Genomic DNA, 23,057 nt, shown 5'->3' with positions numbered 1-23,057 from the left:
CTTCCATTTTATGAAACAGGAACAATCGAGAAAAAACCAATTGGAGAAGAAGATATTCAACTTACAATGGCTTTAATCGAAAAAATCAAACCACATCAAATATATGCAGCAGGAGATTTAGCAGATCCACACGGAACACACAAAGTATGTCTGGATGCTATTTTTGAAGCAGTAAAACGATTAAAATCAAAATCGTTTATGGATGATTGTTGGTTATGGTTATACCGTGGTGCTTGGCAAGAATGGGGAATTGACGAAGTAGAAATGGCAGTACCAATGAGTCCAGATCAGGTATTAGCAAAAAGACATGGAATCTTTAAACACCAATCTCAAAAAGATGGAGTTGTGTTCCAAGGATCAGATGCTCGTGAATTCTGGCAAAGAGCCGAAGACAGAAATGCTGAAACAGCTGAATTATACAACCAATTAGGTTTATCACGTTACGCTGCAATGGAAGCTTTCGTGAGATGGCATTACTAAAAGGGTCAAAGGAACAAAGTTACAAAGGTTCTGAGTTACTAAGATTCTAAGTTTCTGAGTTTTTGTTGAAAAGGTTAAAAGAAAGGTTCAAGGTTTTTAAATCTGTGAAAATATTTTTAATCAGTGGCAAAAATAAAAGGAAAATAATAATAGCTTTGCATTCAATAGAAGCAAGAAGAGAGAATAAGTCTATATTCTTTTTTCTTGCTTCTTTTTTTCTTAAAAAAAATGGAACAAGACAAAAAACTTCTCATAAAATTAGCCCACACCAAGATGCCTTTCGGGAAATACGAAGGACGATTTTTAATTGATCTTCCTGAATATTATGTTGTTTGGTATCATAATAAAGGATTTCCTAATGGTGAATTAGGGCAGCAACTAGCACTTGTCTATGAGTTAAAACTTAACGGATTAGAAGAGCTGATTAGAAATATTAAAAAGCAATATCCAAAGCCTTTAAAATAATAAATCACTAAAAAAAGGTATGGAGAATAATTTTCGGCAATCAAATGCTGGTCAAAGTATGAGTATTGCAGCGTTAGTAGTAGGAATAGTGTCTATTATAGTTGCTTTTATACCTTGTTTTTATATACTAGCTATAATTGGTGGGGTTTTAACAATGATTTTTGCAGCTATAGGAATGTCTCAGGCAAAAAGCGAAAATGCTTCAACTGCATTGTCTAAAGTCGGCTTTATTATAGGAATCATAGCATTACTAATTGCGGTTTTCTTTACCTTAATTTATGGTTTTATTTTCGCATTATTTATGATGTGGGATTAGTAAAACTGCGATTTTTGATATTTCACTTTAAGACTTTATAGTATAATAAGTCTAAGCAGTCTAAGAAAGTCTAAGTTAGTCTGATAATCATTTATTTGTTAATAACTTTGGCTTATTCTCTCTTTTTTGCATAAGTGTTTTCTTATTTTTGCAGCAATTAACATAAAAAACGATATGGATAACAATTTACAATCATCAAATGCAGGTCAAGGAATGGGAACTGCCGCTTTAGTTTTAGGGATATTAACAATTCTAATAGCATTTATTCCTTGTGTAGGATTAATATCGGTATTTTTTGGAATACTTGCAGTGATTTTTGGGATAATTGGTTATATGAAAGCCAAAAAAGGAAATGCTTCTACCTCAATGCCAATAGCAGGAATAGTTTTAGGAGTTGTTGGGACTATCTTCGCGCTTATGTGGGTACTACTTTTTGTAGGTTCAGTTTGGGCAGGATCATTATCTGATGAAAATGAAATAAGATCAACTATAGATTCTATACATACAGAGACATTAAAATTACAGGATTCTTTAAATAACAGCGTTGAAACAGTAACTGATTCAATTGAAGTTGAAGAACCAAAAGAATAATTTTTTGTGAAAACAAAACCTTCTTACGAAATTGATTCATACAAAAGGATAAACAAGATTTTTATTACAATAATCATGTTTATCTTTTTTTATTGTTATTTATCTTCTTTTTTAAATTTAGGAGTACGTTCCCTTTGCGAAGGAATGCCTTTAAGTTATTGTAAAAGCCGAGGATTAACAAGGGCGTTTTCTCAAATTCTAAATTTTAACTTAAAAGGAGCAATTGCTTATAATCCTTATAGTTTAAAAATTTTCTCCTTTTTTCTTATTCAGTTAATAATTCGTTTTCTGATTAATAAGATACTTCAGCTTTCAAACTTTAAATTAGTGTTGACATTTGATATAGTTTTCAGTGTTACATTTTTCATTTATTCATTCTATAATTTGATAATAATTTAGACTTCTTAGATTATAAGACTTCTTGGACTTGCTTAGATTTTTTAGTATTGTCGGATTATTGGGCTTCTTAGAGTTTTTAAACTTTCTAGGAATATAGGATTTTAAATTTTTACATTATATAGGTTATATACTATGCATCATATAGAGTATATGCTATATAAATCACCAGAATAAAGAGTCATTACTTTTATATTCGACTTTGAAATTTAATAATATAATTTGGGAAATTTTTTTAGGATTACTATAATTCATCAGTCTAAAATTAGACAATTCAAATATCCAAGAAGTCTGAAAACTCTATGAAGTCTAAGGCAGTCTAAGCAAGTCTAAAAAGTCTAAGCAAGTCTAAGGAGTCTAAATATCTAAGATGTCTAATAATCTAAGTGAGTCTAAGTTGTCTGAAAAACTAAGATGTCTAAGCAAGTCTATGAATTCTAAGAAGTCTAGGATAAAATTCTAATAATCCAATTTTATTCACTATTTTTGCCACGTTTTTTACACAACTACAATACAAACAACAACAGAATGAATCAAACGAAATATATTTTTGTTACTGGCGGTGTGACTTCTTCATTAGGAAAAGGTATTATCGCAGCATCTTTAGCAAAATTGTTACAAGCAAGAGGTTATCGCACAACTATTCAAAAATTTGACCCGTATATAAATGTAGACCCGGGTACATTAAATCCGTACGAGCACGGAGAATGTTATGTGACTGATGATGGTGCCGAAACCGATTTGGATTTAGGTCACTACGAGCGTTTTCTTAACGTTCCTACATCACAGGCAAATAACGTAACTACTGGTAGAGTATATCTTTCGGTTATAGAAAAAGAGAGAAGAGGAGAATTTCTTGGTAAAACAGTACAAGTAGTACCACATATTACCAACGAGATTAAAGATAGAATGCAATTGTTAGGTAAATCTGGCGATTATGATATTGTTATTACCGAAATCGGTGGAACAGTAGGAGATATAGAGTCATTACCTTATATAGAGTCAGTTCGTCAGCTAGTATGGGAATTGGGAGAAAATAACGGAATTGTAATACACTTAACATTAGTACCTTATTTGGCTGCTGCGGGAGAGTTAAAAACAAAACCAACACAACACTCTGTAAAAACGTTGATGGAAAGCGGTATAAAAGCTGATATCTTAGTTTGTAGAACAGAACACGAATTATCAGATGAATTACGTAACAAACTTGCTTTGTTCTGTAATGTTAAGAGAGAAGCTGTAATCCAGTCTATCGATGCATCTACAATATACGAAGTACCTAATTTAATGCTAGAAGAAGGATTAGATGTAGTTGCTTTAAAGAAATTGGATTTACCTAAAAAAGCGGCTCCGGATTTAAAAAACTGGAATACTTTCTTAAAAAGATTAAAAAATCCAAAGCATACCATTAATATTGGTTTGATTGGTAAATATGTAGAAATGCAAGATTGCTACAAATCAATTTTAGAAGCATTTATACATGCAGGAGCTTCAAATGAAACTAAAGTAAATGTAGTTTCTATACATTCAGAGTTTATCGATGCTGATAATATAGAAGACAAATTGAAAGGTTTAGACGGAATTCTTGTGGCTCCAGGATTTGGAGAAAGAGGAATAGAAGGAAAAATCGAAGCAGTGCGTTATGCACGTGAAAATAAAGTTCCGTTTTTCGGAATTTGTCTAGGAATGCAAATGTCAGTAATCGAATATTCTCGTAATATTTTAGGTTATGCAGATGCAAACTCAACAGAGATGAATGAGAAAACAGCTCATCCAGTTGTGAATTTAATGGAAGAGCAAAAAACGATAACCGATAAAGGAGGAACAATGCGTCTTGGAGCATGGAAATGCGATATTACACCAGATTCATTGGCACACAAAATTTATGGTAAAACAACTATTTCTGAGCGTCACCGTCACCGTTACGAGTACAACAGCCAGTATGTAGATGAGTTACAAAAAGCAGGATTAATAGCATCAGGAGTAAACCCTGATACAGGATTGGTAGAAATTGTAGAATTAAAAGATCACCCATTTTTTATTGGTGTACAATACCATCCAGAATACAAAAGTACGGTAGCGAATCCGCACCCAATTTTTGTGAATTTTATAGCCGCTGCGGTAATGGCTCATAAAAAATAATACGTATTTGTATAAGTTTCTAAAAAACAGGAGAAACGCAAACATAAAACTTGAATAAAAATTACAATGGAAGAAAAAAAATTTGATCTCAATTCAATTATTGGTTTTATATTGATTTTTGGTATTTTGATTTGGATAATGTATCAAAACAAACCATCTGAAGCTACTATTGCTGCAGAAAAAGCCAAGAAAGAATTAGTTGCAAAACAAGAAGCTCAAGCTAAAGAAGCTACTACTGCTAAAACTGCAGTCTTGCCAGTTGCAGCAACTCCTGGAGATACAGTGCAATTAGCAAAATTGCAAAAGACATTAGGTGGATTTGCTTATTCAGCTACGCTTCCTTCTGCTAAAGATGCTTATACAACTATCGAAAATGAAAAGATTATACTGAAAATCGCTAATAAAGGTGGTTATATAGTAGAAGCTACATTAAAAGGATTCAAAAGATTCGAGAAAAATTCAGGACAATTAGTAGAGTTGATTAAAGACAACAATGCTCATTTAAATATTCAGTTGCAAACAACTGACAACAGAACTTTAAATTCAAAAGACTTATATTTTGAACCTACATTAACTAAAAATGGAGAGGATCAAATATTATCTATGCGTTTAAAAGCTGGAGCAAATGAATTTTTAGAGTACAAATATGTGCTAAAACCAAACGAATATTTAGTTGGTTTTGATATTCGTTCTCAAGGATTGAACAAAGTTTTGAATTCATCTAAACCATTAGATTTAGTTTGGGATTTAAAAACGAATAGAAATGAAAAAAGCGTTTCTATAGAAAAACGTTTTGCTGAAATCTTTTTTGAGTATGGAGATAAAAAGTACGATTATGTAAGTCCTAACGGCGTAGGGAAAGAAGAAACACCTGAAAAAGTAAGTTATATAGCTTTCAAACAACACTTTTTTACCACTATTTTATCTACAGATAAGCCATTTGAAAAATCAAGATTACAATCTGATGATTTAGTAAAAGATGAAAAAATAGATACTAATTATATAAAACAATTTAAAGCAACAGTTCCTTTAGCTTTTTCAAACGGAGAAGTTGATTATAAAATGAGTTGGTATTTTGGACCAGCTGATTATAAAACATTAAAATCATACGATAATAATTTCGAAAAAATTATTCCATTAGGTTGGGGTATCTTCGGATGGATTAATAAATTTATTTTTATTCCGTTATTCGGATTCTTGAGTTCTACAATTGGATTGTCATTAGGTATTGCTATTATTGTTTTTACAATTATAATAAAAATAGCAATGTCGCCAATTACTTATAAATCATTCTTGTCTCAGGCAAAAATGAAAGTGTTGCGACCAGAAATTACTGAGTTGGGAGAAAAGTTCAAGAAAGACCCAATGAAGAAACAGCAAGAAACAATGAAGCTGTATAATAAAGCAGGAGTAAACCCAATGGCGGGATGTATTCCAGCCTTGATACAACTACCGTTTATGTATGCTTCGTTCCAGTTTTTCCCATCAGCTTTTGAGTTAAGACAAAAAAGTTTCCTTTGGGCAGACGATTTATCTTCATTTGACTCAGTAGTGAAACTTCCATTTCATATCCCAATGTACGGAGATCATATTAGTTTGTTCCCGATATTGGCAGCAATTGCGATTTTCTTTTACATGAAAATGACATCTGGTGACCAACAAATGGCAGCTCCACAACAAGAAGGTATGCCGGATATGGCTAAGATGATGAAAATCATGATTTATGTTTCGCCACTTATGATGTTGATATTCTTCAACTCTTACGGAGCTGGTTTGAGTTTATATAACTTTATCTCTAACTTAATTACAATCGGAATTATGTTTGTAATTAAAAACTACATTGTAGATAGTGATAAAATCCACGCTCAAATACAAGAAAACAAATTAAAAGAGCCTAAAAAACAAGGTAAGTTCCAAAGACGTTTACAAGAAGTTATGGAGCAACAAGAAGCTGCTAAAGCTGCCAAAGGCAAAAAATAATATACTTGTTAAAAATAAAAAAATCTCGATTTATCGGGATTTTTTTATACACGTATAATTTATAATACACTATTTCGTTAAGGTTTTAAATAGAAGATAAAATGATTTGTAAAAGAATAATACTCGGATTGCTTTTGTTGAATGCTTTTTTTATAAATGCTCAGGCAAACTTGAATAAGCTCGACGCGGATGGAAAAAAGGATGGACTTTGGAAAGGGATTTATGAAGAATCAAAAAGACCTCGTTACGAAGGAACTTTTAGTCACGGTAAGGAAACAGGTATCTTTAAGTTTTATGATGATACCAAAGCTGCTAGTGTAATTGCAACGAGAGATTTTAGTGCTAATGACGGGAGTGCTTATACTATTTTTTATGATCAGAGCAAGAATAAAGTTAGCGAAGGCAAAGTAGTTAATAAACTTTTTGAAGGAGAGTGGAAATATTATCACCAAGCTTCTCCAACTGTTATGACAATCGAGAATTACAGAAAAGGGAAGTTAAACGGTTTGCGTTCGGTTTTTTATCCAAATGGAAAAATTGCTGAAGAAATGAATTATAAAGACGGTATAAAAGACGGTCCTTATAAAAGATATGCGGAAAATGGAACTGTCTTAGAACAGTTGTATTATAAAAACAACGAATATAACGGAGAAGCTATTTTTAATAATGCTGATGGAACTGTTGCTTCAAAAGGGATGTTTTTAAATGGTAAAAAATCAGGTAACTGGCAATTTTTCGAAAAAGGAAAACTAGTAAAAGAAATCAATATGAGCGATCCGAAAAATGCAAACAAAACAGCTGATAAAGTCGAGAAGAAAAAAAAATAAAGCAATAGATAAATTTGTTAAATTTGAGTCTTAACTAATAGATTCATATGGGTTTACAAGAACTTTTCGGAAGATTTGTATTATTGTTTTTTTCAATTCTGATTTTATACTTTTTTTCGAACAGAAAAGATAATGAAACAATTAATCCATTAATGGTTATTGTTGGGTTATGTACTTTTTCGTTGTGTTATTTGTTTACTAGAATCGAAATAGGAGTAGGGATTGGCTTTGGCTTATTTGCTATTTTTTCTATTCTAAGATTTAGAACCCAAACCTTTACTGTAAATGCTATAATCTTTCTGTTTGCAACGATTACACTTTCTATTTTGGATATTATGTATCCATTTGAAAAAATAGAAGTGTTGCTTTTCTTTCAGTTCATAATCATTGGTTTTTACATCTTAGCTTCCGTTTTAGTAAACAAAAAAGCATCGAGATATCTAAACACGGTTGATGTGAAAGTAAGCCTGGGAGATGACTTTTCTTTGAATAATCAGAATATCCGACAATTAATTCAAACACAAATTAATATAGAAAATTTCGACTTTAAAATCATTACCATAAATACCGTAACAAAAGAAATCGACGTTACAGTTTTGTATTGATTGCTATTACTAAAAATATTTAAACCATTAGGTATTTGAACCATTAAGAGATTTATGAAAACTTAATTTCCCTTAATCTCTTAATGGTGAAAAATGGTAAAAAAAAGGTGAAAGCTAATCATTAAAAGGGCGTACTTGTTTTATGTATAAATCCCTGCTTTGGTTTACAATCTTAAATTCCATGTCGATAGCGCTACTTGAATTTTTCCAATAACGGGACATTTTGCTTTCTATCTTTTTGCTAACTAAATAAAGGTTATTGATCTCCTTTTTCGTTAGCAAAGGTTTATTGTCATTTAAATTTGAATTAGAAGTAAAATCGACATCAAAATCGGGATCTTTAGCGTCTTCGAAAGTAAAATTATAAACTACAAATTGTTCACAAACTTCACCTTTTTCTGGCTTTACAACTGAGTTTTCTCCTTTTTGGATGTTTACAGTAATCCCAGGAAGGCTTTCTCTAAAGATATTCTTAGTAATAATAACGCCGTTTGCCAGTTCATCTGGGAACGAACGATGAACGAGAACTCCCATCGCAATATTTTGTTGGTCGATGCCAAAGAGTTCACGCTCCCAATACGAACTTTCATTCCATACGCTTGCCCAAACTTGTTTAATTGCTTTTTCGAATGTTTTAATAGTGTCTCCTAGAATTCCGGTTTTAGACTCATATAAGCCTGCACCATTAAATCCAACTATATCTTCGGCATTAGTAGAAGAACGAAATCTGAAATTCTTAAAATCAGTTTGTTTTCCTAATTTTTCATTTAGTTTAGTAATCAATACATTGTCGATGGGTTCTTTTTTTATCGCAGTTCGAATCTTTTTCAATTGATTGTTTATCCATTGTGCGGAATCCTTATCCGGATTATCTAAAAGTTCTTTTATTAATGGTGAAATACTTTTGTTCTGAATGTGTTTTGTGTAATAATAGAATGGAATCGCATTAGCATTCTCAGGTGTTTTAAAAGGTGTTTCTTTTGCAATAGCGATTAGATAAGCCAGATTTTGCGCTTTTGCACCAATATAATTTACACCATTTTTCGGAATAGTAGATAAGTCAACTAGTTCTGTAATCGAATTATCTACGACTAGTTTTTTCTTTTTTGAGATTGATTTCTCGGCTATTTTCTTGGTAGTTTCACTAATGTAAAAGGTATCAATAGCAATTTTTAATTCTACTTTTTTACCAATCAAACTTGTTATTTTGTTATCCTTTAAGACTTCGGTATAAGCCATAATGGGAATCTTTCGGTTTTTTCCTAATATGACTAAATGACTCAGAGGAGTTTGTAATTCATTTACAATAATTCCTCTTACATTTGGTAGGATTTCTGGTGTTCCGTCTAGAATAATAATCTCGTCTTTGTTGGGTTTTATCTTTTCTAAATCTTTAGTTCGGTACATTTTTAAAATACCAACATTCTTTCCAGAAACGACTTCTTGGTATTTAAGTTCATTAAAGATATAATCGGATTTTACACAAGGAATTTTAAATTTACTTAATTCATATAAATCGATATTTTCTCTGTTATTCAGATAGAATTTTAGGTTTTTTCCAATAAAACTAGTTTCGGTAATGAGGTTGTAAAACTGCTCAATCAGTGGAATTGGCATATGATCAGAAGCAGCCAGTTCAAAAATCCATTTTTCGGTTCCTTTTATATGGTTAAGATTTCCAAGTAGATAGTTTCTATTTTTGTCGGTATTGCTATAATTATCACGATTAAAGATTTCTAATTCTTTACTATAACCCAAATAGTCCACGACAAAATCATAATGGAGTTTAATTAATGTACTATTGAAATAGTATATCTTTTTGCTTTTAAGGTCATAAATAATTTTAACCGATTCGATATTCGAGAATTTATCAGATAGCGGTTTTCCTCTAAATGCCTTGTATGCTTCGTAGTTTGGTAATTTTGAAACATAATTTTGAGCATAAAAAGTGGTAATTATAGCAAAGCAGATAATAGTATAAATACACTTTTTCATAGCAATTAATTTGAGTATTAAATATAAACAAAAATTGTGATACCCTATTTTATATTGATAAAAGGTATATTTCTAATCCTGCAAGATTTTGTATTGTTATCCTAACAGGTTTTAAAAACCTGTTAGGTATTTCGTATAGATTATAATACCTACAAGGTCAGGAAAAAAACCTTGCAGGATAACGATTAAGATTAACTTTTTTCTTTAAGGATTTGCTTTTTTTTTAAATCATTTCTTGTTCAGCTATAAATTCAGCATAGTCACTTTCTTTAATCCTTTCGTCGTTAATTTCAGATTCAGAACTCCAATTGTTTTTTTCGTACTCTTTAATTATCTGGCGTAGTTTTGTTCTAATCTCTTTATATTCTGGTTTTTCAGCACTTAATAAACGAAGTTTTCTTTCAAGAATAAGTGCTTTCTCGAATTCTAATTCATCTGAAATGGAACCTTTTTGAATGATTTTTGTATAGGTTTCTGTTTTCATAGCGAATCAATAATTTTATTTAGATTCTAATTTATTCTAAGTTTTGGTGACGGCTTTTTTTTATTTTTTTTTTCCATTCTTTTTGCTATTATAACTGGATCTATTAAATAGAGTAATAGATATCCAACTATGAACGGCAATAGAGTTGCAACTGTTAGTTTTAGGAAATTATTTTTTGAATAAGATAAAAAATGATCACTATAAATTGTGAATATTATTAAAGTGAACAATATCAATATAAGAGAAATTATTAATATTATAGTTGAACTAATCCTTTCCGCTTTATTAAGTTTTATTTCAATATCTTCTGAATTTAAATCTAAATATAATTTTGCAGACTTTATTTGTTTCCAAGTATAATGTCCAGAAAGCTCATTTTTGAATTTGATATATTTTTCGATAGATCTTTCGTTTGTTTCAATTCCAGTCTGGATATAGAAGTATGTTTCTTTTAAATCAGGTAAAATAAAGTCAGTTTTGAATTGTGTTTCATATGTTTCAAAAAGTTTTAGAGATTCAGTTGCATTTTCTATTTTCTTTAGTTTCCTTCTTTTTATTAAATTAAAGAAATGAATAATAGGTTGTCCGATAAATGCTCCCATAATTGCACTAATGAGAGGAATAAGTATTGTTAAAATTTCCATTTTTATGTAGATTACTATTTTTATTAATTCATTTTGATACCTACACAAATATATAGTCTTTTTATTACAAAATGTTAAGAAGAATTAATTTGTTTTAAACTTTTAGTGGAGTTATGCAAAAGATAATTCTTTCAATAGGAATGAATTTTTCTAAATTAGAAATAAGAATAAACAAAACAATAACTTTTATCTACTACCCAATTGCATAAACTAATGGAAACAATAGTTATTATCTGCAATTATGGATTAACTTTGCAAAATAATTTTTTTTTAGATTTCGAATATATGAAACGTGTTGTAGTAGGACTTTCCGGAGGTGTTGATTCTAGTGTTGCAGCTTACTTGTTGCAACAACAAGGATATGAGGTTATTGGTCTTTTTATGAAGAATTGGCATGATGATTCAGTTACTATTTCTAACGAATGCCCTTGGTTAGAAGATAGTAATGATGCATTATTGGTAGCCGAAAAACTTGGGATTCCTTTTCAAACCGTTGATTTAAGCGAAGAATACAAAGAAAAAATCGTTGACTATATGTTCAACGAATATGAAAAAGGACGCACACCAAACCCTGATGTGTTGTGTAATCGTGAGATTAAATTTGATGTTTTCATGAAAATTGCATTAAGTCTTGGAGCCGATTATGTGGCAACAGGACATTATTGCCAAAAAACGGAAATCGAAGTTAACGGCGAAAAAGTATATCAACTTATTGCCGGAGCTGATACCAATAAAGATCAATCTTATTTCTTATGTCAATTGTCACAAGAACAATTGTCTAAATCGTTGTTTCCTATTGGAGAATTGACTAAACCAGAAGTACGCGAAATCGCTGCTGAAATGGATTTGGTTACTGCCGAAAAGAAAGATTCACAAGGATTATGTTTCATCGGAAAAGTGCGTTTGCCTGAATTTTTACAACAAAAACTGCAACCTAAAGATGGTTTAATTGTACAAATTGATAAAAATGACCCAATATATAATGCTGAGAAATCAGAAGATTTATCTCTTGAAAAAGAATTAGAACTTGAAGCTAAGAAATTACTTTACACTCCAAAAATGGGTAAAGTAGTTGGAAAACATCAAGGAGCACATTATTTTACTACAGGTCAGCGAAAAGGACTTAATGTGGGCGGAACAACTGATCCGTTATTTATTATTGCAACCGACGTTGAAACTAATACTATTTATACTGGTTTAACAAGTCAGCATCCTGGTTTATTCAAGAAAGCATTGTTTATAGAAAAATCTGAAGTACACTGGATTCGTACCGATTTAGCTTTAAAAAATGGAGAACAAATGGAGGTAATGGCAAGAATTCGTTATCGTCAACCTTTACAAAAAGTAACTTTGCACCAATTTGAAGGTGGAATGTATGTTCATTTTGATGAGCCACAATCGGCTATAACCGAAGGACAATTTGTTGCTTGGTATTTAGATAATGAATTAGTTGGTTCGGGAGTAATTTCTTAGATTAGTACTTTTTTACGGAAGGTTTAACCTTATCTAAAAAAGTATCCTATGAAAAGATATTTCATAATTCTCTTATTATTCATTTCGGCAGCGAGTTTTTCGCAAGAAGAAGCATGGGTTTATTTTAATGCAAAACCCAATTCTCAAATCTATTATGATAATCCTTTATCGATGCTTTCGCAAAGAGCTTTGGATAGAAGAACCGATCAGAATATTGCTTTAGATTTTAAAGATATTCCTATCGAAACAGCTTATGTTAGTCAGGTACAAGCTAGTACAGGAATAACAGTTATGGCAAAATCCAAGTGGTTGAATGCAATGCATATTCGAGGAACACAAGCTAATATCAATAATCTAAAGCTATTATCGTTTGTATCTAAAGTTGATTTTGCAAATAAATCATTGAATCTTACAGGGAGAAAACTAGCTTCGGATAAGGTTGAAGTAACAGATAAAGAGCTTAAAACTGCTGTGAACTATTCTTATGGGACTTCTGCAAACCAGATTCAAATGCTTAACGGACATATCTTGCATCAACAAGATTATACCGGTGCGGGCAAAATAATTGCTGTTCTCGATGCGGGTTTTCCAGGCGTTAATACTGCAAGTACTTTTCAGCGCTTAAGAGATAATAACAAGATTCTAGGCGGTTATAATTACGTTTTAAGAAATCCAGATTTTTATACCGGCGTTTCTCATGGTACCGAAGTTTTGTCGACTATGGGAGGATATAAAGTTAATGCGTTGGTTGGTACTGCTCCCGATGCTTCCTATTATTTGTTTATTACTGAAGATGATAACTCAGAGAATCCTGTAGAGGAATCTCTTTGGGTCGAAGCTGCAGAAGAGGCAGATAGGTTAGGGGCTGATATTATCACAACTTCTTTAGGATATTTTGGATATGATAATGCAAATTATAGCCATACATATAGCGATATGAATGGTACAACTAATTTTATTTCGCGAGGAGCTGAAATCGCTTTTAGCAGAGGTATGATTGTGGTTGCATCTGCTGGAAATGAAGGAGATACTGCAGAAAAACATATTGGAGGCCCAGCTGATGCTGCATCTGTAATTACTGTAGGTTCGGTGACTGCTACCAAGAATTTATCTTATTTTAGTTCTATTGGCCCTAGTTATGACCAGAGGATTAAACCTGATGTTATGGCTCAAGGTACGGCTGCAGTGGTATCGGATGTTTCAGGAAATATTGGTACAACAAACGGAACTTCTTTTTCATGCCCCATAATGGCTGGAACAATTGCTTGTTTATGGCAGGCTTTCCCAAATAAAACTAATCAGCAAATTAGACAATTGGTTTTGCAATCTGCAGATAGATATGCTTCTCCTAATCCACAATTTGGCTACGGAATCCCTGATTTTAGTTTGGCATTAAATAATGCTTTAAGTGTAAAATCGAATGAAAATATTGATTTTTTACTATATCCTAACCCAACTGATTCTGATATTTTCTTTACTTTATCAAATGGTATTAATGAAGCGTTTGTAACTGTATATTCTATTCTTGGGCAAAAGGTTATCGAAAAGAAAATTACAAATGAGGCTTCGACGGTTTCATTACAATCGTTACATTCTGGGATTTATTTTTATACTTTAGACGCAAATAACCTGCATAAAACAGGTAAAATTATAAAACAATAATTGGCATTATTACATGAATAAGATTACAACTCTTTTTAATATAAAATATCCAATCATTCAGGCAGGAATGATTTGGAATAGTGGCTACAAACTTGCTAGTGCAGTAAGTAATGCAGGTGGTTTAGGAATAATTGGTGCTGGCTCGATGTATCCTGAAGTATTGCGTGAGCATATTCAGAAATGCAAAAAAGCAACATCTAAACCATTTGGTGTTAATGTACCGATGCTTTATCCTAACATCGACGAAATCATAAAAATCATTATTGATGAAGGGGTAAAAATCGTATTTACATCGGCTGGAAATCCTAAAACATGGACATCTTTTTTAAAAGAAAATGGCATTACGGTTGTGCATGTGGTAAGTAGTACTATTTTTGCGTTAAAAGCGCAAGAAGCAGGTGTTGATGCCATTGTTGCCGAAGGTTTTGAAGCTGGCGGACATAATGGTCGTGATGAAACAACGACTTTTACATTAATCCCGATGGTGCGCGAAAAAATTACTATTCCGCTTATTGCAGCAGGAGGAATCGCAACGGGTAAAGGAATGCTTGCAGCAATGATTCTGGGTGCTGATGGAGTACAGGTTGGTAGTCGTTTTGCGGCTTCGACTGAATCATCGGCACATGATAATTTTAAGCAAACTATTGTTAAGGTTAAGGAAGGTGATACTCAATTGACATTAAAAGAATTGGCTCCTGTGCGATTAATTAAGAATAAATTTTATCAGGATGTTCAGGCATTGTACGAAAAATGTCCAACTAAAGAAGAACTTGTCGAACTTTTGGGTAGAGCGAGAGCGAAACGTGGGATGTTTGAAGGTGATTTGGAAGAAGGAGAATTAGAAATCGGACAAATAGCTGGACTTATTCATGATATTAAACCTGCTGCTGAAATTATTGAAGAGATGATTTCGGATTTTGAAAATGCACGTAAGCAAACATTAAATTTAGATTTTTAGATAAATGAATCGCATAAAAATATATATAGTATTACTTTTTTTAGGTCTTGGTTTGCAACAAACCTATAGTCAGAGTTACAAATTTAGGACTTCTGGTTATAGTGTTTTACAGAAAAATGAAAAGGGGAAATGGGGCAAATGGTCCGACTTGGAATTGGTTAATATTATGGTTGTTTTAGATACTGATAAAAACCGAATTGTTGTTAACTCTCAAGAGGTTCAAGTATTTCAAATTTCTGATTATATAGCCAGAGAAGAGAATGATACCGATATTGTATATTCTTTTATTTGTAAAGATTTAGGCGGAAACGATGCTAAGTTGTCTATCATTACCAGAAAAATGCAAGATAACAGAAAGCAATTGTATATAAATTACAATGACCGAATTGTGGTGTATAATATTTTTAATATGTAATTATATTAGAATGTGTTTGCGTGAGGATGGCAGCGAAAAGCCCACAGCCTGACGAAGGAAGTGCGAGGACTTGTAGCGAACAGCCCGACCCGAAGGGACACGCCCAAATTATTCAAGATACGATAATGTAAACGCTATATCGGACTAATAAGGAAGAAATAGAAACTAAATAGAAAACCCGACAGATTTTAAAGTCTGTCGGGTTTTTTGTTTATTTTGAGATAATAACTACAACTTTATTAAAATCTGCGGCTGCATTTATAACTGCTTTGTATTGCTCGAAGCTCGATAAGGGGTAGTTTACGATATTGTAGAACTCACTATTCTCGATTATAACTTCGTTATTGTTCTTAGTGTATTTACTTGTAAAACCAGCTTCGGTTTTGCCGTTTATCTGTGTCTTGAAATCCATATTAAATTTCTCCAGATTTTTTATAGTAGCTCCTTTTGGGAGTATAAGCTTAATTTTTCTTGTGTAGGAATGTGGGTAATCAATTTCTATAGGTAACATTCTTTTATTTTCCTGGTAAAGCTCCATTTGTTTACCAATAGTTTTTCCAGCGGATACTAAGTAATTTGCCCCCGCTTTCTGAATCATTTCTTTTCCATCGAACGTAAGATTAATTATAAAAGGTTTTTTTCCTATAAAATCGGTTCCATCATTTTCGGTGGTTAATGTTTTGAATTCTGTTTGCGAAGTATAATTTTCGGCAATGCTTTTTAGCATGGTTTGGTATTGTTCATCAGAAACAAAATCTTTTATAGGCTGAAAATTTAGTCCTGAATAACCTCCGTAAGTAAATTTACTTGTTATTAATGGGTTTTCTATATCTTTTGTAAAATCTATAGTAATGTCCATGAAATCATGTGTGATTGTAGCATCAGGAATTTCGATAAAATTAATCTCGCTAATTCCCATTTTTACGCCTGCAAATACTTTTTCTTTTATAAATAAACCATTGTTATTTGCTAAGTAAGCGGGAAATAACGGAATACGGAATTCCATTTCTGTTGGAGTAAGATATTTTTTTATTGAAGGGAAATAGAATAAAAATTCGCTTAAGTTTTCATAACTCTCAAAATTTTTATCAAAAGGGATTTCGTATCTGTTTGAAGTAAATACGACGTTGTTCTCGATATTAAAATTCTTTAAAACGGTAACATATAATTTTAAAATATCGATACTACAGGCTTGCTTACTTTTGATTACCTCTGTTAATGTTTCTTTCTGGCTTACATATTTATCGTAAGCTATGCTTTTTTTAATGGTGTTTTCAATATTCCAGATTTGTTCTTGTAAGTCATTTGACTTAGGTATTTTAGAACAAAATTCTGTTATTGCTTTTTGTTGTTTTTTATCTAATTCGGGATTGATGCGTTCATATAAACTTGTAGCATATTCTTTAAAGTTATTGATGTTTTTTGAGCCGCTATAATTATTAGCGTTTAGTTTGTAACGTAGTAATCTTAATTGTACGTCCCAATTTGAGTATGCTTCGTCATTTTTTAAAGCAATGATGTTTTTATCGTTTATGCTCAATACCGTTTTGTTTTCAAACTTTTTATCGTCTAAAACAGGTTCACTTAATCCATTATATGATTTAGTTTTAAAAACGAGGTGTACTGGATAAATTAATTCAAAGTTTAGCTCGGCAATAGGGTATTGCGATTGCATTTTAATTGTTTTACCATCTAATTCTGGCGTTTCTTGCAGGATGTATAATTTCTCGATTACTGCTCCTTTTTCAAGTCCGTTTACAGCAAAATAATGATATTTTAATCCTTTTTCGGCATCAACTTCTTCTTTAATATCTCCTTTGTCTAAGGTTATTACTTTTCCATTTTTTAAAATTACTCTGGCTTTATTAAGCAATAGGGTTTCATCTTCATTAAAAGGGATATAGATTTTATTATTTCTTTCTATTGATTCATCAGAATTGATGTAAATTTTTTCATGAAATAATCGGTATTGTTGAGCTGCTTTTCCCACTACAATAATTTCTATTTTGGTGGTACGATTTAAAATTACTTCTTTTTCGTCTTTGTATTGTTTAGGAATTTCTATTGTGGTTTCTTTCTCTTTCCAATCATAGTCTTTGAAACTGTAATCTTGTGCAAAAAAAACGGAAGTGTTTATAATTGCAATAAAGGTTAAGATTGTTCTTAATAGTTCTTTTTTCATTATTTCTCAGATAAGATTAGGTTCTCGTTGTAGTTGGTTTTTAGTTTTTTTATCGTTTCATTCCAAGCAGCAAAATCAGAATTGATAAGTAATAATTTCTTCTGGCTTAACTCGATATTTAGATATAAAAGATTGTTTTTTAATGTGTAAGTAAAATTTGCTTTTATATAATCGTTGTCTAATTCAAAGTTTTTTGGAAGATATTTTATCTTATAATTTTTAGGAATTTCAAGAATATATTGTGTGTTGAATTTCGTTAGATATTCAAATTCATAAGGAAAAGTTCGATTTTGGTCTATAACTGCTTTATCCAGATATTTATCCAGAAATAAATTGATATAGACTTCATTATCTACTTTTACGATGTAATTATCTAAATCGAATTTGTAGTTTATTATATAGGCTTTATCTCTGTCATTTACATTTTCCTCGGTGTATTCCTCCAGATTAAACTTGTTGTTGCCTTTTATAACAAGACTTTTTATTCTTTCGAATCGGGCTTTATTTGTTGCATCTCCAATTTGCATTAACGTATGGCTTCTGTCATAACCTGTGCGTGATACTTTTCCTGACCCTATTAATTTATTTTTTGCAATAGAGATGTTTACGGTTTCTTTTATTTCATTTTTTTCGGCAGGTACTATTGGGACTTTAATAATTTTATAGGTGCCATTTTCGCCAAACATCGCTTCTTTTCCTTGTATGAATGCTGTAGGGATTCCGTATCGGGTTTGTTTGTCGGTACCGTCTAAAAAGATGTATTCATCATTATTTTTAAAAAGAGCAATCATATGGTTATCAACAGCAGGTGTAGGTAAATCATCGTATGAATAGGGAATACTTCGTGTCCCTATCCAGGCTAGGGTTACATTGCTTACGTTGGCATATTTTGCCATGCACGAAATGATGCTTGCCATGTCTTTACAATCTCCAAATTTTCTTTGAAAAACCAATGTTGCTTCACGAGGAATAAATCCTTCATAACCGTTTTCAAAAGCGATGTATTTAATGTTCTCTTTTACCCAATAAAAGATGCTTTTTATTTTATCGCTATCTGTTTTCTTATCTTTTGTAATTTCGAGAGATAGCGCTTTTAAGTCGGCATTATCGTCTTTATTTAAATCTTTAACAAAGCCTTTATAATAACCAAATAATTGATTTGTAGTACCTAATACTTCTGTTGGTTTATTGTCTATTTGATACTCTTTTATATAAAATGCAATATGAGGAACCAGATATAAATATCCTGGAGAATTGTCTTCGTACTTTACGGGTTTTATATCGGTTAATGTCCATTTATAAATCCATTTTCCTTTTTTCTCTGTTTTAGAAAATACGATTGTATTTTTAGGATCATTAAAAATCTTAAAATCTATCGAGATATTTTTATCCGTTTTTACTTCTAAGCTTGAATATTGAATAGGTAAATTATTTCCAAAGATGAATCTTTGTAGTAAATACGGATCTATAAATTCAGTTTGATAATCATATACTTTTTTTGCACCCGTTTCAAGATTTGGAAATGTAAGCTGACGTTCCATAACATCATTATAAAACACAGAACTTTGTTGCGATTGCTTTTCGTTTGTCTGCGTTACTTTTATTTTTTTCTCTTTTCCGTTATCGTTAATAATGGTGTATGCATCGTAACTTTTTAGTTTTATTAAATCCGAATATGAAAATGATTCTTTGGTGTTTTGAATACCATTTTGGTTAAGAATCATTGATTCATAATGATTATCCTGTATGATTTTTAGTTTTTTATCTTTAATAGATATATCATAAGACTGAACCTCATTTAAAATGAGTTCATTATAATCTGGATACAAAATTTTATAGTCCTTAAGTGATTTCTGAGCAGAACTCGTTAATACAAAAGACGCAAAAAAAGCAATATATAAGAGGTGTTTATTTAGCAATATTGACCAATTCATTTGAATCGTATTTTTTTGTTAATACTAGCTTTCCTTCTTTATAAATTAATGTGTTCCCGTGTAACTCACCATTTTTATAAGCAGACTTAAGCCAAGGTTTTCCATCTTCTTTAAAATATTCCTGAATGCCTTCGAAGTCATTTTTTACAAAATGCTCTTTCTTATATATTTTGCCATTTGCGTAATATTCAATACGATCTCCGTCTAGAATACTGTTTTTGTACATAGATTCATATTCAGGTTTACTCTCCATATTGTAAATGACTAATTTACCGTCTAGATTTCCTTTTAAAAGATTCAGTTGTATCGCAACTTTTCCGTTAGGGTAATAAGAACTAACTTCAGCTGTTTCGTTCTCTATAATTACTTTATCATTTAGTTCGCCTGTTTTACTTTTTCGGGTATAATACATAGGCTGATTATTTGTATAGCCAATAGCTAATATAGGTTCCCCTTTTTGATTGTAATAAATGTATTCCCCTTCCGTTAATCCGTCGAGTTCATTATATTCTGATAATTTAGTTTTATTGTGGTAATAACGAATGGTTTTTCCGTTTTCATCCCCAAAAGTGTACTCGGTGGTAAGCCTTAAATTACCCACTAAATCGTATTGTTTACTCATACCATTTATATCTCCAGAATAATAATTACTATCGGTATAAATACTACCAGATGGGCTATACGATTTGTATGAATTATGTAATTTGCCATTAAGATATTCGGCTGTAGTAATAGGAGTATTTAGTTTGTCTTTTAATGTGTAAGCACCGTTAAATACTCCATTTTTTAGGTTGTAATCCTGAATAACTGTACCATTATTATGTGATAAAACAAATTTTCCTGTTTTATTCTTATAATCAATTTCATTCTCTTTAATTCCTTTTTGATTATAGTATTCTTTACTAATCAAATAACCATCAACATAATTATCGATGATAGAGATTACTCCATTTTGAGAATAGCTATATTTTTTGAAATTCAAATCTCCATTTATAAAATAGCCCTCAATACTTTTAGTTCCATCAGAATAAAAAGATTTAAAAGGTCCGTTTTGAGTGTTGTTTTGATAATAGAAAGTTCTGTTTAATTTGTTATCCTCGTATACTTCAAAAGTTCCATTTATTGTATCATTTGCATAATTTCGGATGTTGTCTATATTTCCATTCTGATTATAAGCAGTATATAAACCATGCAGTTTACCTCGGGAATAAAACTCTTTAGATTTAGGGTTGCCAGATCTATAGTTATAATTCCATTCGCCATTTTTATTACCTTTCTCATAATTACCATAAACTACTACTTTTCCTTCGTAAGTTTTAATTTCAAAAGGTTTTTGTGACAGACTTATTTCTTTAGGTTTTGCATTTTTATCAGAATATTGTAATCCGTATTTTAATTCTCCAGATTTGTATTTTTCATCATAATATTTATTACCATTGATGTCAAAATAACTGTATGCTTCTAATTGACCTTTTTGGTCGTATGTTAATTCAGTTGATTTTTTACCATTCGGGAAGTAATCATTTAATTTTACTATTTTACCTGCTGAAAAAGTACTTTCTCTTTCTAGAGTTTTATTACTGTAATAGGATTTGTATGATTCCTGTACAACACCATTTTTATAGGTAACTTCATTTTTTACTGTTTTGCCATCATGGTATTGAACCGATTTTCCGTCGACTACATCATTAACATAATTTGCACTCTCTACTATATCACCAGCTACATTGTACTCTAAGTAATTCCCGTTTAATTTTCCGTTTTCATATCCTGTTTCAGATTTTTTTCCACCGTTTTGATACAAACAAATTAGCTTTCCGTTACGTTTTCCACCAGTGAAAGTTATCTCGCAATTTTTCCCTCCATTAGGATAATAAGAAGTGCATATTCCATCTAAAAGACCATCTTTATAATTTTCGACTAAGTCTATAGATCCATTTTTATAATATGTTGTTCTGGTACCTTCTAACTTTCCATTTATAAAATATTTTTCTTCGCTTAGGTTTCCTTTGTCATCATAATATTTTTGATGTCCATCTAATAAATTATTCTTAAAGTTGATTTCTCCTTTAAGATTTCCATCACTATTTAAGTATTTATATTTTCCTTCTGATTTTCCATTTATTTGCGGACCAATAAGATAAGGTCTGCCGTTTTCTAATGTTATAACTACATCTTCTTGTTTACCAAAAATATCTAAGTTTCTCTTAGCATATTTTGACCAAAAGCTTTTTTTAATGTAATTTTCATTAAAAGAGGTGATTTTCTTTACGTTCTTGGTTAATGTTTTTCCTAATTTTTCTTCCATTGATACTAACATATAGTATGAATATCCTTCAAATTGGTTTTCTTCCATCATGGTTTTTACCCACGGAATATAAATAGTTTCAAAAAAACCATCACCCATTTTGTGCTCTAATGTATATTCGGCAACAGCCTGAACTTGGCGTGTTATAACATCATCGATATTAGACTTTACTTTGTAAGCACTTTTTAAAGGCAATTGGTTTCTAAGTATAGTTTCTATTTCTTCAAAATTATCTCCTGTTTTAGAAAAAATAACTTTGCTTTCGTCAAGATAATTTTGACCATATTTAGCATTTAATTTTAAAATAGCAGCTTCTGCATATGGGCCAGTTGGAGCAATTATAAGGTAGCTCATTAAAGCAAGTGTGCCTTCGGTTATTTTTCCGTTCTCTAATGCAATCGATCCCAAGAAAAAGTGAGATGAAGGGTGATTAGGATTATTTGTAATTATACGTTCAAGTATATCAACACTTTTTTGTGTTTCTCCTTTTCGAACATACAGAATTGCAAGATTATATAGAAATGAAGAAGAGTTAGGTAAGTACTTTTCTCCTTCTTTAAAAATTTTCTCTGATTTGTCATATTCTTTTTCATCACTCAAATAATTAGCATAAACCGCGTAAAGTTCAGGGAACTCGGGCATTACATTTTTAGTGTATAAGCTTTCGATAAAGGATTTGAATTCTTGCTTTTTATCAGATTGTCGAAGGCTAATCGCTTTTTCATATTGAGCATTAAAGAATTTAGGATCAGTTTTACTGATTTTTTCATACTCCTTAATTGCTTCGTCATATTTTTTTGCATCGTGTAGAGAGATTCCTTTTTTGAGTATGGAATCATTATTATAAACGAATGCGTAATTTGTTTGAGAATAAGTTTTAGCAAATGAAACTAAAATAATTGCGAGTAAAATTTTTTTCATTGATTAGGTTTAATTTTGTCAAATATAAAAATTTTATTAACGTTTGTAAGAAATTAAGTGTTTTAATTTGAGTTTTTTTGCTGATATTAATTTGTTGTTTTTGAAGCTAAACAAAACTGATTTTTAGCTTTTATCGCAATAATTAGTAACTAAAAAAACAAACCCGATAAGTTATAAAACTTGTCGGGTTTGTTTGTTCCTTTTTATAAAATTATATTGCTACAATTCATAGAACCTTTGTTCCTTTGAACCTTTAGGTGCATTGCTGTGCATCTCTAC

At 31.1% G+C, this 23,057-nt stretch carries 17 protein-coding genes and 1 pseudogene; 12 read left to right on the top strand and 6 right to left on the bottom strand.

Annotated elements, in window-relative coordinates:
- The 8 genes and pseudogenes from B8T70_RS05920 to B8T70_RS05880 all read left to right on the top strand — a co-directional run.
- Positions 1–480 (top strand): annotated as a pseudogene (locus B8T70_RS05920) (glucosamine-6-phosphate deaminase); the annotation flags it as partial.
- Positions 481–708: 228 nt separating this feature from the next.
- Entirely contained in the window at positions 709–945 is a 237-nt protein-coding gene (locus B8T70_RS05915; RefSeq protein WP_086894244.1) for a DUF3820 family protein, read from the top strand.
- Between the two features lie 58 nt (positions 946–1,003).
- Positions 1,004–1,261: a hypothetical protein gene (locus B8T70_RS05910; RefSeq protein ID WP_123912078.1), complete on the top strand. Its 258-nt coding sequence runs from the start codon at positions 1,004–1,006 to the stop codon at positions 1,259–1,261.
- A gap of 174 nt (positions 1,262–1,435) precedes the next feature.
- Entirely contained in the window at positions 1,436–1,852 is a 417-nt protein-coding gene (locus B8T70_RS05905; RefSeq protein ID WP_052249930.1) for a DUF4190 domain-containing protein, read from the top strand.
- 924 nt (positions 1,853–2,776) lie between these two features.
- Positions 2,777–4,390, top strand: coding sequence for a CTP synthase (locus B8T70_RS05895; protein ID WP_086894242.1), 1,614 nt, complete (start codon positions 2,777–2,779; stop codon positions 4,388–4,390).
- Positions 4,391–4,456: 66 nt separating this feature from the next.
- A complete protein-coding gene (gene yidC / locus B8T70_RS05890) occupies positions 4,457–6,370 on the top strand; it encodes a membrane protein insertase YidC (RefSeq protein ID WP_086894241.1) in 1,914 nt (637 codons plus the stop codon).
- Positions 6,371–6,471: 101 nt separating this feature from the next.
- Entirely contained in the window at positions 6,472–7,197 is a 726-nt protein-coding gene (locus tag B8T70_RS05885; protein WP_039117109.1) for a toxin-antitoxin system YwqK family antitoxin, read from the top strand.
- Positions 7,198–7,244: 47 nt separating this feature from the next.
- Positions 7,245–7,802, top strand: a complete 558-nt coding sequence (locus B8T70_RS05880; RefSeq protein WP_086894240.1) for a DUF4956 domain-containing protein — start codon at positions 7,245–7,247, stop codon at positions 7,800–7,802.
- Positions 7,803–7,916: 114 nt separating this feature from the next.
- Here B8T70_RS05880 and B8T70_RS05875 read toward each other — a convergent pair whose 3' ends face one another.
- From B8T70_RS05875 to B8T70_RS05865, 3 genes are all read right to left on the bottom strand, one after another.
- The gene (locus B8T70_RS05875) at positions 7,917–9,797 is read right to left on the bottom strand and encodes a PEP/pyruvate-binding domain-containing protein (protein WP_086894239.1); all 1,881 of its coding nucleotides are present in this window, start codon (positions 9,795–9,797) and stop codon (positions 7,917–7,919) included.
- A gap of 223 nt (positions 9,798–10,020) precedes the next feature.
- On the bottom strand, positions 10,021–10,281 hold the full coding sequence (locus tag B8T70_RS05870) for a hypothetical protein (RefSeq protein WP_086894238.1): 261 nt from the start codon (positions 10,279–10,281) through the stop codon (positions 10,021–10,023).
- 26 nt (positions 10,282–10,307) lie between these two features.
- Positions 10,308–10,925, bottom strand: a complete 618-nt coding sequence (locus tag B8T70_RS05865; protein ID WP_086894237.1) for a hypothetical protein — start codon at positions 10,923–10,925, stop codon at positions 10,308–10,310.
- A 285-nt stretch (positions 10,926–11,210) separates the two neighbouring features.
- Between B8T70_RS05865 and mnmA the strand changes: the two genes are divergently transcribed.
- Genes mnmA through B8T70_RS05845 form a run of 4 tightly spaced genes read left to right on the top strand, consistent with a single transcriptional unit; the run spans position 11,211 to position 15,433 of the window.
- Entirely contained in the window at positions 11,211–12,398 is a 1,188-nt protein-coding gene (gene mnmA, locus B8T70_RS05860) for a tRNA 2-thiouridine(34) synthase MnmA (protein ID WP_086894247.1), read from the top strand.
- A gap of 48 nt (positions 12,399–12,446) precedes the next feature.
- Positions 12,447–14,060 carry a S8 family serine peptidase gene (locus B8T70_RS05855; protein ID WP_086894236.1) on the top strand — a complete coding sequence of 538 codons (1,614 nt, stop codon included), beginning with the start codon at positions 12,447–12,449 and terminating at the stop codon, positions 14,058–14,060.
- A gap of 13 nt (positions 14,061–14,073) precedes the next feature.
- A complete protein-coding gene (locus B8T70_RS05850) occupies positions 14,074–15,018 on the top strand; it encodes a nitronate monooxygenase family protein (protein WP_086894235.1) in 945 nt (314 codons plus the stop codon).
- 4 nt (positions 15,019–15,022) lie between these two features.
- Entirely contained in the window at positions 15,023–15,433 is a 411-nt protein-coding gene (locus B8T70_RS05845) for a hypothetical protein (RefSeq protein ID WP_039112582.1), read from the top strand.
- 211 nt (positions 15,434–15,644) lie between these two features.
- Here B8T70_RS05845 and B8T70_RS05840 read toward each other — a convergent pair whose 3' ends face one another.
- Genes B8T70_RS05840 through B8T70_RS05830 form a run of 3 tightly spaced genes read right to left on the bottom strand, consistent with a single transcriptional unit; the run spans position 15,645 to position 22,778 of the window.
- Positions 15,645–17,615 carry a DUF3857 domain-containing protein gene (locus B8T70_RS05840; RefSeq protein WP_039112583.1) on the bottom strand — a complete coding sequence of 657 codons (1,971 nt, stop codon included), beginning with the start codon at positions 17,613–17,615 and terminating at the stop codon, positions 15,645–15,647.
- Positions 17,615–19,549, bottom strand: coding sequence for a DUF3857 domain-containing protein (locus tag B8T70_RS05835; protein ID WP_086894234.1), 1,935 nt, complete (start codon positions 19,547–19,549; stop codon positions 17,615–17,617). Before B8T70_RS05835 ends, B8T70_RS05840 begins: the two co-directional genes overlap by 1 nt.
- A complete protein-coding gene (locus tag B8T70_RS05830) occupies positions 19,524–22,778 on the bottom strand; it encodes a toxin-antitoxin system YwqK family antitoxin (RefSeq protein ID WP_086894233.1) in 3,255 nt (1,084 codons plus the stop codon). The genes B8T70_RS05835 and B8T70_RS05830 overlap by 26 nt, the downstream gene beginning before the upstream one ends.
- Positions 22,779–23,057 lie beyond the last annotated feature (279 nt).

Origin of the sequence: Flavobacterium sp. AJR (assembly GCF_002156885.1) — a bacterium.
In the GTDB taxonomy this organism is placed as follows: domain Bacteria; phylum Bacteroidota; class Bacteroidia; order Flavobacteriales; family Flavobacteriaceae; genus Flavobacterium.
The sequence above is the reverse complement of the archived record's forward strand: the minus strand, read 5'-3'. Positions and strand labels throughout refer to the sequence as shown.

What these genes read in the sequence shown, in the direction of transcription:
- B8T70_RS05875 (WP_086894239.1), bottom strand. Translation starts at nt 9,797, where the DNA reads ATGAAAAAGTGTATTTATACTATTATCTGCTTTGCTATAATTACCACT.
- yidC (WP_086894241.1), top strand. Translation starts at nt 4,457, where the DNA reads ATGGAAGAAAAAAAATTTGATCTCAATTCAATTATTGGTTTTATATTG.
- B8T70_RS05845 (WP_039112582.1), top strand. Translation starts at nt 15,023, where the DNA reads ATGAATCGCATAAAAATATATATAGTATTACTTTTTTTAGGTCTTGGT.
- B8T70_RS05915 (WP_086894244.1), top strand. Translation starts at nt 709, where the DNA reads ATGGAACAAGACAAAAAACTTCTCATAAAATTAGCCCACACCAAGATG.
- B8T70_RS05865 (WP_086894237.1), bottom strand. Translation starts at nt 10,925, where the DNA reads ATGGAAATTTTAACAATACTTATTCCTCTCATTAGTGCAATTATGGGA.
- B8T70_RS05895 (WP_086894242.1), top strand. Translation starts at nt 2,777, where the DNA reads ATGAATCAAACGAAATATATTTTTGTTACTGGCGGTGTGACTTCTTCA.
- B8T70_RS05835 (WP_086894234.1), bottom strand. Translation starts at nt 19,549, where the DNA reads ATGAATTGGTCAATATTGCTAAATAAACACCTCTTATATATTGCTTTT.
- B8T70_RS05870 (WP_086894238.1), bottom strand. Translation starts at nt 10,281, where the DNA reads ATGAAAACAGAAACCTATACAAAAATCATTCAAAAAGGTTCCATTTCA.
- B8T70_RS05910 (WP_123912078.1), top strand. Translation starts at nt 1,004, where the DNA reads ATGAGTATTGCAGCGTTAGTAGTAGGAATAGTGTCTATTATAGTTGCT.
- mnmA (WP_086894247.1), top strand. Translation starts at nt 11,211, where the DNA reads ATGAAACGTGTTGTAGTAGGACTTTCCGGAGGTGTTGATTCTAGTGTT.
- B8T70_RS05880 (WP_086894240.1), top strand. Translation starts at nt 7,245, where the DNA reads ATGGGTTTACAAGAACTTTTCGGAAGATTTGTATTATTGTTTTTTTCA.
- B8T70_RS05885 (WP_039117109.1), top strand. Translation starts at nt 6,472, where the DNA reads ATGATTTGTAAAAGAATAATACTCGGATTGCTTTTGTTGAATGCTTTT.
- B8T70_RS05850 (WP_086894235.1), top strand. Translation starts at nt 14,074, where the DNA reads ATGAATAAGATTACAACTCTTTTTAATATAAAATATCCAATCATTCAG.
- B8T70_RS05840 (WP_039112583.1), bottom strand. Translation starts at nt 17,615, where the DNA reads ATGAAAAAAGAACTATTAAGAACAATCTTAACCTTTATTGCAATTATA.
- B8T70_RS05830 (WP_086894233.1), bottom strand. Translation starts at nt 22,778, where the DNA reads ATGAAAAAAATTTTACTCGCAATTATTTTAGTTTCATTTGCTAAAACT.
- B8T70_RS05905 (WP_052249930.1), top strand. Translation starts at nt 1,436, where the DNA reads ATGGATAACAATTTACAATCATCAAATGCAGGTCAAGGAATGGGAACT.
- B8T70_RS05855 (WP_086894236.1), top strand. Translation starts at nt 12,447, where the DNA reads ATGAAAAGATATTTCATAATTCTCTTATTATTCATTTCGGCAGCGAGT.